Annotated in this window: 13 protein-coding genes; 1 reads left to right on the top strand and 12 read right to left on the bottom strand. The window is 71.5% G+C overall.

The genetic code is table 11. The annotated features are described in order from the left end of the window. Positions 1 to 11: 11 nt before the first annotated feature. The 8 genes from mihF to pyrR all read right to left on the bottom strand — a co-directional run bounded on the left by mihF (position 12) and on the right by pyrR (position 9,858). Positions 12 to 335, bottom strand: coding sequence for an integration host factor, actinobacterial type (gene mihF / locus LO763_RS24055; protein WP_230789957.1), 324 nt, complete (start codon positions 333 to 335; stop codon positions 12 to 14). Positions 336 to 483: 148 nt separating this feature from the next. Continuing rightward, complete coding sequence (gene pyrF / locus LO763_RS24050) at positions 484 to 1,401, bottom strand: orotidine-5'-phosphate decarboxylase (RefSeq protein ID WP_230789955.1); 918 nt, start codon at positions 1,399 to 1,401, stop codon at positions 484 to 486. 11 nt (positions 1,402 to 1,412) lie between these two features. After that, a complete protein-coding gene (locus tag LO763_RS24045) occupies positions 1,413 to 2,486 on the bottom strand; it encodes a quinone-dependent dihydroorotate dehydrogenase (RefSeq protein ID WP_230789953.1) in 1,074 nt (357 codons plus the stop codon). Between the two features lie 63 nt (positions 2,487 to 2,549). Beyond that, on the bottom strand, positions 2,550 to 5,906 hold the full coding sequence (gene carB, locus LO763_RS24040) for a carbamoyl-phosphate synthase large subunit (RefSeq protein WP_230789951.1): 3,357 nt from the start codon (positions 5,904 to 5,906) through the stop codon (positions 2,550 to 2,552). Further along, positions 5,899 to 7,056 carry a glutamine-hydrolyzing carbamoyl-phosphate synthase small subunit gene (gene carA, locus LO763_RS24035; RefSeq protein WP_230789949.1) on the bottom strand — a complete coding sequence of 386 codons (1,158 nt, stop codon included), beginning with the start codon at positions 7,054 to 7,056 and terminating at the stop codon, positions 5,899 to 5,901. The genes carB and carA overlap by 8 nt, the downstream gene beginning before the upstream one ends. Next, a complete protein-coding gene (locus tag LO763_RS24030) occupies positions 7,053 to 8,366 on the bottom strand; it encodes a dihydroorotase (RefSeq protein ID WP_230789946.1) in 1,314 nt (437 codons plus the stop codon). Before LO763_RS24030 ends, carA begins: the two co-directional genes overlap by 4 nt. Beyond that, on the bottom strand, positions 8,363 to 9,283 hold the full coding sequence (locus tag LO763_RS24025) for an aspartate carbamoyltransferase catalytic subunit (protein WP_230789945.1): 921 nt from the start codon (positions 9,281 to 9,283) through the stop codon (positions 8,363 to 8,365). The genes LO763_RS24030 and LO763_RS24025 overlap by 4 nt, the downstream gene beginning before the upstream one ends. Further along, positions 9,280 to 9,858: a bifunctional pyr operon transcriptional regulator/uracil phosphoribosyltransferase PyrR gene (pyrR, locus tag LO763_RS24020; RefSeq protein ID WP_369432071.1), complete on the bottom strand. Its 579-nt coding sequence runs from the start codon at positions 9,856 to 9,858 to the stop codon at positions 9,280 to 9,282. Before pyrR ends, LO763_RS24025 begins: the two co-directional genes overlap by 4 nt. Positions 9,859 to 10,130: 272 nt before the next feature. On the opposite strand from pyrR, the gene LO763_RS24015 reads away from it, so the two are divergent. After that, positions 10,131 to 10,631, top strand: a complete 501-nt coding sequence (locus LO763_RS24015) for a transcriptional regulator (protein ID WP_230789942.1) — start codon at positions 10,131 to 10,133, stop codon at positions 10,629 to 10,631. A 189-nt stretch (positions 10,632 to 10,820) separates the two neighbouring features. Here the strand turns inward: LO763_RS24015 and nusB are convergent, their stop codons facing one another. From nusB to LO763_RS23995, 4 genes are all read right to left on the bottom strand, one after another. Further along, positions 10,821 to 11,327 carry a transcription antitermination factor NusB gene (gene nusB / locus LO763_RS24010; RefSeq protein WP_230789939.1) on the bottom strand — a complete coding sequence of 169 codons (507 nt, stop codon included), beginning with the start codon at positions 11,325 to 11,327 and terminating at the stop codon, positions 10,821 to 10,823. Positions 11,328 to 11,329: 2 nt separating this feature from the next. Beyond that, positions 11,330 to 11,887 carry an elongation factor P gene (efp, locus tag LO763_RS24005; protein ID WP_230789936.1) on the bottom strand — a complete coding sequence of 186 codons (558 nt, stop codon included), beginning with the start codon at positions 11,885 to 11,887 and terminating at the stop codon, positions 11,330 to 11,332. 117 nt (positions 11,888 to 12,004) lie between these two features. Beyond that, on the bottom strand, positions 12,005 to 13,561 hold the full coding sequence (locus tag LO763_RS24000) for a YfcC family protein (protein ID WP_230789934.1): 1,557 nt from the start codon (positions 13,559 to 13,561) through the stop codon (positions 12,005 to 12,007). Next, positions 13,558 to 14,898, bottom strand: a complete 1,341-nt coding sequence (locus LO763_RS23995; RefSeq protein WP_255672956.1) for a M20/M25/M40 family metallo-hydrolase — start codon at positions 14,896 to 14,898, stop codon at positions 13,558 to 13,560. The genes LO763_RS24000 and LO763_RS23995 overlap by 4 nt, the downstream gene beginning before the upstream one ends. Between the last annotated feature and the right edge of the window lie 18 nt (positions 14,899 to 14,916).

Genomic DNA, 14,916 nt, shown 5'->3' with positions numbered 1-14,916 from the left:
ACTACCCGAACTTAGGCCTGGTCGCCCTTGAATTCATCCAGAAGCGCGGCGCGCTGGTGCTCGCCCAGGCCGCGCAGCCGACGGGAGTCGGCGATCTTGAGCTTCTCCATGATCTGGGCGGCGCGCTTGTCGCCGATGCCCGGGAGGGCCTTGAGCACGGCCGAGACCTTCATCTTCCCGGAGATGTCGTCGGTGGCAGCGGACTTGAGGACCGCTTCCAGGGTGGTCTCGCCCGACTTCAGCTTCTCCTTGAGCTCGGCGCGGGCCTTGCGGGCCGCGGCGGCCTTCTCAAGGGCTGCGGCGCGCTGTTCCGGAGTCAGTTTAGGGAGCGGCACGGGGTCTCCTTGCAGTCGATGGTTTCGTCCCTGTGGACCTTGACGTGCGGGTATCGGTGAAGCATACCCAGCTCGGGAACGGTAACCCCAGGGTCCGACACGCCTGCGACCGGGGGTGGGGCATTTCCCGGAGGCGGAATGGGGCGGTTCATTCCCCGGTCGCGGCGCGGCATTCCTCCTGCAACGCCTCGACGGCGGTGCGAATGCTCGCCACGGCCGGTCCCGGCTGTGCAATTTGTCGGGAATAGGACGGTATTGCGAAGTTTGCAGCCGGGCCGAGGACGCGCGGAAGATCACTCGGGCGACCACCCTGGGCGCCCATGCCCGGGACCAGGATAGGGCCGTTGAACTGGGACAGGTCGTGAGCGGAGTCACGTTGGCTCACGGTGGTGTGGGTGATTCCGTAAGTCGACTCACGCAGGCGCGCCTCGCCCTCGCTGACGCAGGCGCCGATGGTCGCGCCCATGACGATGCCCAGCGAGCCCATCGGCTCGGCGTCGCCGTTGCGGGCGGCCACCTCGTCGATGATCCCCTGGGCGACCGACTTGCCGTCGCGGCGCTTGGCCATCTGGACCTGCTTGCCCTCGGGGTTCGAGGTGCGCGCCAGCACGAACACGCCCTTGCCGTGCGCCGAGGCGAGGTCGAAGGCCGGCTGGAGGGAGCCGGTGCCCAGGTACGGGCTGACTGTGATCGCGTCGACCGCCAGCGGCGAGGCCGGGTCGAGGTAGGCCTGGGCGTAGGCGGCCATCGTCGAGCCGATGTCGCCGCGCTTGACGTCGAGGATGACCAGGGCCCCGGCCTTGCGGGACTCGGCGATCACCCGTTCGAGCAGCGCGATGCCGCCCGAGCCGAAGCGCTCGAAGAACGCCGACTGCGGCTTGACGAACGCGCACTGCTCCGCGACCGCCTCGGTCAGGGTCAGCGCGAACCGCTCGGCCCCCGCCAGGTCGTCGTCGAGGCCCCAGCTCAGCAGCTGCGAGCCGTGCGGGTCGACGCCGGCGCACAGCGGCCCGCGCTCGCGCGCCAGGCGGTGGGCGCGGGCGCCGAAGTCCTTGGTGGTTGACATGTGGAGGCTCCTCAGGGGCGGGCGGTGGCTCCGCGGCGGGCGGTGGACTTCTTGTAGCGGCGCACGCTGCGGCGCACCACGCCGGGCCCGTTGAAGACGAGCCCGGAGTAGAACTGGACGAGGCTGGCCCCGGCGTCGAACATCGCCTGGGCGTCGTCGGCGGTCATGACCCCGCCCGAGCCGATGATGGGCAGGCGGCCGCCGGTCTCGCGGTGGACGAAGCGCACGATCTCGCGGGCGACCGCGGACAGGGGCCTGCCGGACATGCCGCCGGGCTCGGCCGCGATCGCGTCCTCGACCGGGTCGACCCCGTCGCGCCCGAGCGTGGTGTTCGTGGCGATGACGCCCGCGACGCCGGACTCGAGGCAGACCTCCAGGAGCTGGGCCATGGCCGGCTCGGTGAGGTCGGGGGCGATCTTGACCAGGACCGGGCGCACGGGGCGCCCGGCGGCCAGGCGCGCCCCCTCGTCCCGCAGCGCCCCCAGCAGGGCCCTGAGGGCCCCGGCGTCCTGGAGGCTGCGCAGGCCCGGGGTGTTGGGCGAGGACACGTTGACCGCGAAGTAGTCGGCGAAGGGGTAGAGGAACCGCATCGACTGGAGGTAGTCCTCGACCGCGCCCTCGAGCGGCACGTCCTTGGACTTCCCGATGCTGATCCCGAGGGGGCAGTTCACGGCCGGGGCGGCCGAGAGGCGCATGGCCAGGGCCTGGGCGCCGTTGTTGTTGAAGCCCATGCGGTTGACGATGCCCTGGGAGCGGGGCATCCGGTACATGCGCGGCTGGGGGTTGCCGGGCTGGGGCAGGGCGGTGACGGTGCCGATCTCGGCGAAGCCGAAGCCGAGGGCGGGCCAGGCGCCGACGGCGACGCCGTTCTTGTCCATGCCGGCGGCGAGGCCGACGGGGTTGGGGAAGGGGATGCCGCAGACGGTGACGGGGGCGCTGACCCGGTTGAGCTTGATGAGGGCGTTGCGGGCCTGGCGCTGCCCGGACAGCCTGGTGAGCCAGCGCAGCGTGAACTCGTGCGCCCGCTCGGCGTCGCCGCGTCCGATCCGGAACAGGACCGGGCGGGCCAGATTCTGGTACAGCATGGTCATTCCTGTATACGTCAACGCGCCGGGTGAGCGACTCGTGGCCGCTCACCCGGCACTGCCTTAGGCCGTTGCGGACTCGCGGGTCGCGAGCGCCGCCGGGGAGGTCTCGGCGCCGCGCAGGCGCCGGTGGAGCTCTTGGAGCGAGGCGACGCGGATCTCGCCGCGGGAGGCCGACTCGATGGCCTGGGTGGCCGCCGCGGCGCCCTGGATGGTGGTCACGCAGGCCACGTCGGCGACGACGGCGGCCGAGCGGATCTCCCAGCCGTCGGTGCGCGGCCCCGAGGAGGCCGAGGGCGTGGTGATGACCAGGTCGACCCCGCCGGAGGCGATGAGGCCGACCGCGTCCTGGACGTCGCCGTTGTTGCCGCTGTGGCGCGCCACGGGCGTGAAGTCGATGCCGTGGCGCTTGAGGACCAGGCCGGTGCCCTCGGTGGCGTAGACGGTGAAGCCGAGGTCGACGAGGCGGCGCACCGGGAAGACCACGGCGCGCTTGTCGCGGTCGGCGACGGACACGAAGAGCCTCCCGGAGGCCGGGAGCCTCCCGTAGACGGCGAGGGTGGCCTTGGCGAAGGCCAGGCCGAAGGACGAGTCGATGCCCATGACCTCGCCGGTGGACTTCATCTCCGGGCCCAGGACGGCGTCGAGCCCGGCGCCCTCGACGGTGCGGAAGCGCTTGAACGGCAGGAGCACCTCCTTGACGGAGATGGGGACCTCGGGCCCGGCGTCGGAGCCGTCGCCCTCGGGCAGGAGCATCCCCTCGGCGCGCAGCTCGGCGATCGTGGCGCCGAGGGCGACGCGCGCGGCGGCCTTGGCGAGCGGGACGGCGGTGGCCTTGGAGACGAACGGGACGGTGCGGGAGGCGCGCGGGTTGGCCTCCAGGACGTACAGCTGCTCGTCCTTGAGGGCGTACTGGACGTTCATGAGGCCGCGCACGCCGATGCCGAAGGCGAGCTTGGCGGTGTAGTCGCGGATCTGCTCGATGACGGCGGCGCCGAGCGTGATGGGCGGGAGCGCGCAGGAGGAGTCGCCGGAGTGGACCCCGGCCTCCTCGATGTGCTCCATGATGCCGCCGAGGTAGAAGTCGGTGCCGTCGCAGAGGCAGTCGACGTCGATCTCGATCGCGTCGTCGAGGAACCGGTCGATGAGGATCGGGTGCTCGGGGCTGGCCTCGGTGGCGCGGGAGATGTACCCGGCGAGGGTGTCCTCGTCGTAGACGATCTCCATGCCGCGCCCGCCCAGGACGTAGGAGGGCCGGACCAGGACGGGGTAGCCGATCTGGGCGGCGACCTCGCGGGCCTCCTCGTAGGAGGTGGCGGTGCCCCCGTCGGGGGCGACGAGGCCGAGCTCGTCGAGCAGGCGCCCGAAGACGCCGCGGTCCTCGGCGTTGTCGATGGCCTTCGGCGAGGTGCCGACGATGGGCAGTCCCGCCTCCTCGAGGCGCTCGGCGAGGCCGAGGGGGGTCTGGCCGCCGAGCTGGACGACGACGCCGACGACGCCGGGGCCGCCCGCGGCCTTCCCGGACTCGTGCTCGGCCTGGAAGACCTCGGTGACGTCCTCGAAGGTGAGCGGTTCGAAGTAGAGCCGGTCGGCGGTGTCGTAGTCGGTGGAGACGGTCTCGGGGTTGCAGTTGACCATGATGGTCTCGTAGCCGACCTCGCGCAGCGCCTGGACGGCGTGGACGCAGGAGTAGTCGAACTCGATGCCCTGGCCGATGCGGTTGGGCCCGGAGCCGAGGATCATGACCTTCGGCCGGTCCGAGGGCGCGACCTCGGTCTCGTCCTCGTAGGTCGAGTAGTGGTAGGGCGTGTGGGCCTCGAACTCGGCGGCGCAGGTGTCGACGGTCTTGAAGACCGGGCGCAGGCCGAGCCGGTGACGCAGGCGGCGCACGCCGGCCTCGCCGGCGAGCTCGGGGCGCAGGGCCGCGATCTGGGCGTCGGAGAACCCGTTGCGCTTGGCGCGCAGCAGGAGCGCCTCGTCGACGACGGCGGCGGCCTCGATCTCGCCGCGCAGGTCGATGAGCTGGGCGACCTGGTCGAGGAACCACGGGTCGATCTTGCAGGCCTCGTGGACCTGGGCGACCGTCGCGCCGAGGCGCAGGGCGCGCTCGGCGGTGTAGAGGGTGCCGTCGTGGGCGGTGCGGAGCGCCTCGAGCGTGTTCTCGAGGGTCGCGCCCTCGGGGTCGGGGCGGGTCCAGAACCCGGCGGCCTTGGTCTCGGTGGAGCGCAGGGCCTTCTGGAGGGCCTGCTTGAAGGTGCGGCCCAGGCTCATGGCCTCGCCCACGGACTTCATCGTGGTGGTCAGGACCGGGTCGGCGCCGGGGAACTTCTCGAAGGTGAAGCGCGGGACCTTGACGACGACGTAGTCGAGGGTCGGTTCGAACGCGGCCGGGGTGGCCCTGGTGATGTCGTTGGGGATCTCGTCGAGCGTGTAGCCGATGGCGAGCTTGGCGGCGATCTTGGCGATCGGGAAGCCGGTGGCCTTCGAGGCGAGCGCGGAGGAGCGGGAGACGCGCGGGTTCATCTCGATGACGATCATGCGGCCGTCGGCGGGGTCGATCGCGAACTGGATGTTGCAGCCGCCGGTGTCGACGCCGACCTCGCGCAGGATGGCGATGCCGATGTCGCGCATGTGCTGGTACTCGCGGTCGGTGAGGGTCATCGCGGGGGCGACGGTGACGGAGTCGCCGGTGTGGACGCCCATGGGGTCGACGTTCTCGATGGAGCAGACCACGACGACGTTGTCGTCGCGGTCGCGCATGAGTTCGAGCTCGTACTCCTTCCAGCCGAGCACGGACTCCTCGATGAGGACCTCGGTGGTCGGGGACTCGGCCAGGCCGTTGCCGGCGATGCGGTCGACGTCCTCCCAGGTGTGGGCCATGCCGGAGCCGAGGCCGCCCATGGTGAAGGAGGGGCGGATGACCACGGGCAGGCCGAGGTCCTTGACGGTGTCGTGGACCTCGTCCATGGAGTGGCAGACCGCCGAGCGCGGGACCTCGCCGCCGACCCTGAGGACGACCTCCTTGAACTGCTGGCGGTCCTCACCGCGCTGGATGGCGTCCATGTCGGCGCCGATGAGCTCGACGCCGTGCTTCTCGAGGACGCCGGCCTCGTGGAGGGCGACGGCGGCGTTGAGGGCGGTCTGGCCGCCCAGGGTCGCCAGGACCGCGTCGGGCTTCTCCCTGGCGATGATCTGCTCGATGACCTCGGTGGTGATCGGCTCGACGTAGGTGGCGTCGGCGAACTCGGGGTCGGTCATGATCGTGGCGGGGTTGGAGTTGACGAGGGTGACCCGCAGGCCCTCCTCGCGCAGGACGCGGCAGGCCTGGGTGCCGGAGTAGTCGAACTCGCAGGCCTGGCCGATCTGGATGGGCCCGGACCCGATGACGAGGATGTGCTCGAGATCGTCGCGCTTAGGCATCGGCCTTGGCCCCCTTGCTGTTCACGGCTCCGCCGTGTTGAGTGTCGATGAGTTCGATCAGGCGGTCGAACAGGTAGTCGGCGTCGTGCGGCCCGCCGGCGGCCTCGGGGTGGTACTGCACGGAGTAGGCGGGCACGTCGAGGCAGGTGAGGCCCTCGACGACGTCGTCGTTGAGGCACACGTGGCTCACCTGGACGCGGCCGAACTCGGTCTCGAAGAACTCCCCCGACTCCGGCGCCGCCAAGGCGAAGCCGTGGTTGTGGGCGGTGATCTCGATCTTCTCGGTGTGGCGGTCGAGCACGGGCTGGTTGATGCCGCGGTGCCCGTACTTGAGCTTGTAGGTGCCCAGGCCGAGGGCGCGGCCGAGGATCTGGTTGCCGAAGCAGATGCCGAAGACCGGGACGCGGCGGCGCAGCAGCTCGCGGGTGAGCTCGACCTGGTGGTCGGCGGTGGCCGGGTCGCCGGGGCCGTTGGAGAGGAACACCGCGTCGGGGCCCTCGGCGAGGAGCTGGTCGACGGTGGCGTAGGCCGGGTAGACGGTGGTGGTGATGCCGCGGGCGGCGAGGCGGCGCGGCGTGTTGCGCTTGATGCCGAGGTCGAGGGCGGCGACGGTGTACTTCGCGGTGCCTTCGGCCGCGTAGGTGTACGGCTCGGAGGCGGTGACGGCGCCGACGTGGTTGGCGCCGGCCATCTGCGGGCTGATGCGGACCTTCGCGAGGAGTTCCTCGACGTCGGTCGAGCGGGAGGAGATGCCCACGCGCATGGCGCCGGCCTCGCGCAGGTGCCGGGTGAGGGCGCGGGTGTCGACCTCGCAGATGCCGACGACGCCCTGGGAGGCGAGCTCGTCCTCCAGGCCGCGCTCGGCGCGCCAGTTCGAGGTGATGCGGGAGGCGTCGCGCACGACGTACCCGGCGACCCAGATGCGGCGGGACTCGTCGTCCTCGTCGTTCCAGCCGGTGTTGCCGATCTGCGGCGCGGTCTGGGCGACCACCTGCCCGTAGTAGGACGGGTCGGTGAGGGTCTCCTGGTAGCCGGTCATGCCGGTGCTGAAGACGGCCTCGCCGAAGGTCTCGCCGACCGAGCCGAACGCTTCGCCGCGGAAGACGCGGCCGTCCTCGAGGACGAGGATCGCTGGTGCCCTGCTGCTCATTCGGTCGTCTCCTCTTCGCTGTCGTTCGGAAGCACTGCGCCGTTCAAGACGGTGGCGCGCCCGCGCAGGAACGTCGCCTGGACGGTGACCGGGAGTTCCATCCCGGCGTAGGGGGTGTTCCGCGACAGGGACGCGAGTCCTTCGGGGACGACGGTCCAGGTCGCGGCGGGGTCCACGAGGGTGAAGTTGGCCTCGGCGCCCGGCCGGGGGTCGCGGCCGTGGGCCTCGAGCCCGGCGATGCGCGCCGGGGTGCGCGAGGTGCGCTCGGCGAGGACGTCCCAGTCGACGCCGGCCGGCCCGCCGAGGGCGAGCACGCTGATCGACAGGGCGGTCTCCAGGCCGAGCATCCCGGGCCGCGCGGCGGCCCACTCGCACTGCTTGTCCTGCGGGGCGTGCGGGGCGTGGTCGGTGGCGACGGCGTCGATGACGCCCTCGGCGAGGGCGGCGCGCAGGACCGCGACGTCGGCTTCGCGCCGCAGCGGCGGGTTGACCTTGTAGACGGGGTCGTAGCTGCGGGCGGCCTCGTCGGTCAGCAGCAGGTGGTGCGGGCAGACCTCGGCGGTGACCTTGGCGCCGCGGGCCTTCGCCTCGCGGATGATGTCGACGCTCCGGGCGGTGGAGACGTGGCAGAAGTGGACGCGCGCGCCGGTGTACTCGGCGAGGAGCACGTCGCGGGCGATGATCGCCTCCTCGGCGACCGCGGGCCAGCCTGGCAGGCCGAGCTCGGCCGAGACGGCGCCCTCGTTCATCTGGGCGCCCTCGGTCAGGCGCGGCTCCTCGGCGTGCTGGGCGACGAGCCCGCCGAAGGTCTTGACGTACTCGAGGGCGCGGCGCATGAGGACCGGGTCGGACACGCAGTGGCCGTCGTCGGAGAACATGCGCACCTTCGCCGCCGAGTGGGCCATCGCGCCGATCTCGGCGAGCCGCTCGCCTGCGAGGCCGACGGAGACGGCGCCGATGGGCTGGACGTCGGCGTACCCGGCGGCGCGCCCCAGCGCGGCGACCTGCTCGACGACCCCGGCGGTGTCCGCCACGGGGTGGGAGTTCGCCATGGCGCACACGGCGGTGTAGCCGCCCTTGGCGGCGGCGCGGGTGCCGGTGTGGACGGTCTCGGCGTCCTCGCGGCCGGGCTCGCGCAGGTGCGTGTGGAGGTCGACCAGGCCGGGCAGGAGGACCAGGCCGTCGGCGTCGACGGTCTCGGCGCCCTTGGCGTCGATCGAGCCGATCTCGGCGACGCGGCCGTCGCGGACGAGGACGTCCTGGCGTCCCCTGCCGATCAGGTCGGCGCTCTTGATGAGGAGGTCGGTCACCGGGCTTCTCCGTTCGTGAGGAGGAGGTAGAGGACGGCCATGCGGACCCAGACGCCGTTGGTCACCTGCTCGGTGATGGTGGCGCGGGGCGAGTCGGCGACGGTGGCGGCGATCTCCATGCCGCGGTTCATCGGGCCGGGGTGCATGACGATCGCGTGGTCGGGCAGGAGCGCCAGGCGGCGCTCGTCGAGCCCGTAGAGGCGGGAGTACTCGCCCGCGGTCGGGAAGAACGCCGCGTTCTGGCGCTCGCGCTGGACGCGCAGCATCATGACCGCGTCGACGCCCTTGAGGCTCGCGTCGAGGTCGTAGCCGATCTCGACCGGCCACCCGTCGATGTCCTTGGGCAGCAGGGTGGGCGGGCCGATCAGGCGCACGTTGGCGCCCAGTTTGGACAGCAGCCACACGTTGGAGCGGGCGACCCGCGAGTGGAGGATGTCGCCGACGATCGCGACGGTGCGGCCCTCGACGCCGCCGAGGCGCCGCTTCATGGTGTAGGCGTCGAGCAGGGCCTGCGTCGGGTGGGCGTGGGTGCCGTCCCCGGCGTTGAGGACCGCGCCGTCGAGCCACTCGGTGAGCCGCTGCGGGGCGCCCGCGGCGGGGTGGCGGATGACGACGGCGTCGGCGCCCATGGCCTGGAGGGTGAGCGCGGTGTCGCGCAGGCTCTCGCCCTTGTTGACGCTGGAGGTCTTGGCCGCGAAGTTGACGACGTCGGCGCTGAGGCGCTTGGCGGCGGTCTCGAAGGAGGTGCGGGTGCGCGTGGAGTCCTCGTAGAAGAGGTTGACGACGGTGCGCCCGCGCAGCGCGGGGAGCTTGGGGACCTCGCGCCCGGTGACGGCCTCGGCCATCTGCTCGGTGACGTCGAGGATGAGCTCGGCCTCGTCGCGGGTCAGGTCCTTGGTGGTGAGCAGGTGCTTCATCGCTCCCGGCCTCCGGTCAGCACCACCGCGTCGAGGCCGTCGTACTCGACCAGGCGCACGGCCACGTTCTCGTCGCGGGCGGTGGGGATGTTCTTGCCGACGTAGTCGGCGCGGATGGGCAGCTCGCGGTGGCCGCGGTCGACCAGGATGGCGAGCTGGACGCTGGCGGGCCGGCCCAGGTCGTAGAGGGCGTTGAGCGCGGCGCGCACGGTGCGCCCGGAGTAGAGGACGTCGTCGACGAGGATGACGCGCTGGTCGTCCACGCCGCCGGGCGGCAGCTCGGTCGGGCCGAGGGCCCGGAGGGCGTTGCGGCGCAGGTCGTCCCGGTAGAGGGTGATGTCGAGCGTCCCGGCGGGGACGTCGAGGTCGGCGAAGCGCCTGATGCGGTCGGCGAGGCGGCCCGCGAGGGCGACGCCGCGCGTGGGGATGCCCAGGAGCATGGTGTCGGGGGCGCCCTTGGTCTTCTCGAGGATCTGGTGGGCGATCCGGTCGAGGATGCGGCCGATGTCGTCGGCCGCGAGGATGTGCTTGCCCGACGGGTCTTCCTCGTTCTGCCTGAGGGCAGGGGAAACCACGCGAACCTCCTTCTCCGCCTCACTGGACGGTCTGTTAAAGAACGGTTTCGTCGCGGGCCATCCTACGTCGCCGGTGACGGAGCGTAAAGACCGATCCCAAATGCAGGGCGCCGATACGCGGCATGATGACGGGTTTAGTAAGGTTTGCCTGGCGGTTGCGAGGGGTCCACGCGACGAAGAACACTGTTTGGGGGCACCCCAACGGCCGATGGTCACCGACCGTAGTCAACAATAGGATTCCTCTCGTACCGAAAATTGGAGTTGATCCCAGCATGGCGACATCTGACTACGCCAAGGCGCTCGGCAACCGGCTGCGTGACATCCGCATGCAGCAGGGGCTGTCGCTGCAAGGCGTCGAGGACAAGTCCGGCGGCAAGTGGAAGGCCGTCGTCATCGGTTCCTACGAGCGGGGCGACCGGTCCATCACGGTCAGCCGCCTCGCCGAGTTGGCCGACTTCTACCGGATCCCGGTCTCCGAGCTGCTCCCCGAGGGCGTGCCGCTGCCGGTCGAGCAGGCCGAGAAGATCGTCCTCAACCTCGAGGCGCTCTACGACCACCCCGACCCCGAGCTGGAGCACGTGGCCAAGCTGGCGCGCTCCATCCAGCAGCGCCGCGGCGACTACAACGGCCGGATCCTCTCGATCCGCGCCGACGACCTCTACACCCTCGCGGTGGTCTACTCGACCACGCCTTCGGGCCTGATCGAGAAGCTCGAGGACTACGGCGTCCTCGTGCACGACCTCCAGGCGTTCTTCGCCTCGGACGGCGAGTAGCGCCCCACCCCTCGAAGACGAGGAAGCGGCCGGGCCCCGGATCGGGGGGCCCGGCCGCTTCCACTTCGCCTGCGGCACCGACGCGCCCGGACCCCGACCACGCTCACCGGAACGGGCCCCGGCCGCTTTCACTTCGCCTGCGGCACCGCATGGCCTGACCGGGCTCAGGGGGCCCCGGCCGCCTTCGCTCTAGAACTCGTCCCGGTCCTCGTCCAAGGCGACCCGGTTCCAGCCCGGCACGTCCTCTTCCGGCTTCGGGGCGGCCTTGGCGGCCGCGTCGAGGACGGCGTTGACGAACGAGGTGTCGTCGGAGGAGCCGATCTGCTCGGCGACGCGCATGGCCTCCTTGATGGCCACCGCCGTGTCGACGTCGTCGACGTGGCGGATCTCGTAGAGGCCCACGCGCAGGACGTTGCGGTCGACGGCGGGGAGTCGCTCGACGGCCCAGCCGGAGGCGGCCCGGCCGATGGCGTCGTCCAGCTCGTCGAGCTGCTCGGCCACGCCGCGCACGAGCGTCTCGGCGTAAGCGGGCAGACGCGGGGCCTCGGGATCGTCGAAGGCCCGGGACGCGCGCTCGGCGAGGACCTTCGAGGGCTCGACGTCGCGGCTCTCGGCCTCGTACAGGATCTCGACGGCGCGCATCCGCCATTTGGTGCGGGCGGAGAGTCGTGAGGGTCCGTGCTGCTGGTTCCCCACGCCTATGCCCGGGAGAGGTATTTGCCGTCGCGGGTGTCGACCTTGATCTTCTCGCCGTTGTCGATGAACAGCGGCACCAGGACCTGGGCGCCGGTCTCGACGGTGGCGGGCTTGGTGCCGCCGGAGGAGCGGTCGCCCTGGAGGCCGGGCTCGGTGTAGGTGATGACGAGCTCGACCGAGGCGGGCAGCTCGACCGAGAGCGCCTTGCCGTCGTGCCAGGCGACGGTGACCTCGGAGTTCTCCAGCATGAACTTGGCGGCGTCGCCGACCAGGGCGGGGCCGAGCGGGAACTGCTCGTAGGACTCCATGTCCATGAACACGAAGTCCTCGCCCTCCTTGTAGAGGTAGCTCATGGTGCGGCGGTCGACGTTCGCGGTGTCGACCTTGGTGCCGGCGTTGAAGGTCTTGTCGACGATCTTGCCCGAGGGGATCTGCTTGAGGGTGGTGCGCACGAACGCCGGGCCCTTGCCGGGCTTGACGTGCTGGAATTCCTGGACCTGCCAGAGCTGGCCCTCCAGGTTGAGCACCATGCCGTTCTTGAGGTCGTTCGTGGATGCCACGGGCGTTCGTCTCTTTCGGTAGAGGTTCTGACTTGACCGACCGTCAATGGTAGCGGGCGGGCGGGCACCGGCCCTTCCCGCCCGCACCGGCTGTGAACAGCGGCGCAGCGCTCCTGCTCAGGAGGCGGCGGCGCCGAGCACCAGGAAGGCGCAGACGAGCACGAAGAGGATCAGGAGCAGCGGGGCGACGAAGCGCAGGTAGCGGTCGTAGCGGACCTTCGCCAGGGCGAGGCCGCCCATGACGACGGCGGTGGTCGGGGCGATGAGGTTCATCCAGCCGCTGGCGGACTGCCAGGCGGTGATCACCAGGGAGCGCGGGACGCCCGCGAAGTCGGCCAGGGGCGCCATGATCGGCATGGCGAGCGTGGCGTGCCCGGAGGTGGAGGGGATGAGGAACGCCAGCGGGATGTTCACGACGAAGACCGCGACGGCGAAGACGCCCGAGGAGGTCCCCGAGACCACTCCTTCGAGGGAGTGCAGGACCGTGTCGGTGATGTGGGCGTTGTTCATGATGACGGTGACGCCGCGGGCGAGGACGATGACCAGGCCCGCGCCGACGAAGTCGCCGAACCCGGCGACGATCTTCGACGTCAGGCCCTCCTCGCCGAGCCCTGCGACGATGCCGGTGACCACCGCGGCGACCAGGAACATGGCGGTGAGCTCGGGGAAGTACCAGTCGAGCTGCCACGGGTAGGACGCGGCGTCGGGCCCTTCGACCACGGAGGCCCACGGGATGATCGCGAAGATCATGAACAGGAACGTGAGGGCGACGAACCAGAGCGCGAACCGCTGGCGGCCGGTGAGCGGGTCGGGCACGGGCGCTTCGGAGGCGCTCGCCTCGCGGTCGCCGTCCTGCCAGCCCGAGAGGGACTTGGCGGGGTCCTTCTTGACGCGCCGGGCGTACCAGAGGACGTAGCCGATGGTGGCGGCGGTGAGGACGACGAGCATCGCCAGGCGCAGGCCGATGCCGTCCCCGATGGCGACGCCCGCGGCGGAGGAGGCGGTGCCGGTGGCGAAGGGGTTGACGGTGGAGCACAGGACGCCGACGCCCGCGCCGAGGATGATCGCGCCGACGGCGGTCATGCGGTCGTAGCCGAGCGCGAGGGTCAGGGGCACCAGCAGGGCGTAGAAGCCGAGGGTCTCCTCGGCGAAGCCCTCGACGGTGCCGGCGATCGCGAAGACGACCATGACGCCGAGGACGAGGAGGATGCCGCGGTCGCGCAGGCGGTGGGCGAGGCGGCCGATGCCGCGGTCGAGGGCGCCGGTGGCGAAGGTGACGGTGATGAAGGCGCCCACGGCGAGCACGAAGAGGAACACCGAGACCGCGCCGTAGAGGTCGCCGGTGTTGCCGGGGGCGACCAGGCCCGTGGCGGGGTCCTGGACGCCGTAGAGGCCGTTGACCGGGGAGAGGAACAGGTCGTAGAGGCGGTCGCCGAAGGACTGGTCGCCGTCGATCCGCTCGTAGGAGCCCTGGACGGGGCGGCCCTCGTCGTCGAGGGCGTACCGGCCGGGCGGGATGACGAAGGCGAGGGCCCAGACGGCGAGGGTGACGACGGCGAGCACGGTGTAGGCGGTGGGGAACTTCCACTGCCTGGACTCGGGTTCGCCGGTGCCGGTGCCATCGGTACCGGTGCCGTCGGTGCCGGCCCCGGCGCCGCTCGTCTCGGCGCTCATCGCCGGGCCGCCTTCGCGTACTCGTCGAAGAACGCGGCCTCGGCGAGGACGGTCTTCTCGACCTCGTCGAGGAGGACCCTCTCGTTGGGGCCGTGGAGGCCGCATTCGCCGTCCTCGGCGCCGAACATGAGGATCTCGGCGTCCGGGTGGGCCGCGGCGAGCGCGTTGACGAGCGGGATGGACCCGCCGGAGGCCATCTCGACGACCTCGGTGCCCCAGGCGGCGCCCATCGCGCGCTGCATGGCGCGGTAGGCGGGCCCACCGGTCTTCGCGGCGAACCCGGCCCCGGCGTCCCCGGCAGTGACCTTGAGCTCGATGCCGAAGGGCCGCAGGGACTCCAGGTGGCGCATGACAGCGGCCCGGCCTTCCTTGACGTCCTGCTCGGGGTGGACGCGGACGTTGAGGTAGGCGCGCGCGTAGGGCACGACGGCGGAGGCCGCGGTGTCCACGGCGGGCGCGTCGAGGCCGATCACGGTGATCGCGGGGCCGTGCCAGAGGCGCTCGCCGATGGGGCCGGTGCCGAGCTGGGCGGTGCCGGGGAGCATCCCGGTGAGGTCGGCGAACTCCTCGTCGGTGTAGGCGGTGCCGTCCCAGGCGTCGCGGCGCAGCTCGGGGACGGCGACGTTCCCGTCCGCGTCGTGGAGGCTCGCGAGGGCGGCGACGAGGGTGAGCAGGGCGTCCGGCGCGGCGCCGCCGAACTCGCCGGAGTGGACCGGCCGCGCGAGCGTGCGGACCTCGACGAAGACGTCGGCCGCGCCGCGCAGGGCGACGGTGAGGGTGGGCGAGCCGGGCCGGACGTTCCCCATGTCGCAGATGAGCATGGCGTCGGCGGCGAAGCGGCCGGGGTCGGTGGGCGGGTAGTCGTCGAAGGCGGAGCCGTACTCCTCCTGGCCTTCGAAGGCGATGCGGACGCCCACGGGCGGCCTGCCGCCGTGGGCGCGGAGGGCGCCGATGTGGGCGATGAGGTTGCCCTTGCAGTCGGCGGCGCCGCGGCCGTGGATCGCGCCGTCCCTGCGGACGGGGGTGAACGGCGGTGTGTCCCAGGCTGTTTCGTCGCCGGGCGGTTGGACGTCGTAGTGCCCGTAGAGGAGCACGGTGGGCGCGCCGGGCGGGGCCGGGATGCCGCCGGTGATCACGGGCGCGGTGTCGGGGAGGTCGAGCCGCTCGATGTCCTGAACACCCGCGTCGCGGAGCAGTTCGACCACGTGGTCGTGGGCCTGCTCGACGGGTTCGCTCGGATGGTTCGGGAAGGCGATCGACGGGATGGCGACGAGCCGTTCGAGGTCGTCGGCGAGCCGCGGCATGAGCCCGGCGACGGTGTCCTTGAGTTCCACCAGGTCATATAACCACCGCGG

The organism is Glycomyces amatae (assembly GCF_020991375.1).
In the GTDB taxonomy this organism is placed as follows: domain Bacteria; phylum Actinomycetota; class Actinomycetes; order Mycobacteriales; family Micromonosporaceae; genus Glycomyces; species Glycomyces amatae.
Note: the sequence above shows the minus strand (reverse complement) of the source record. Positions and strands in the feature narration are given on the sequence as shown.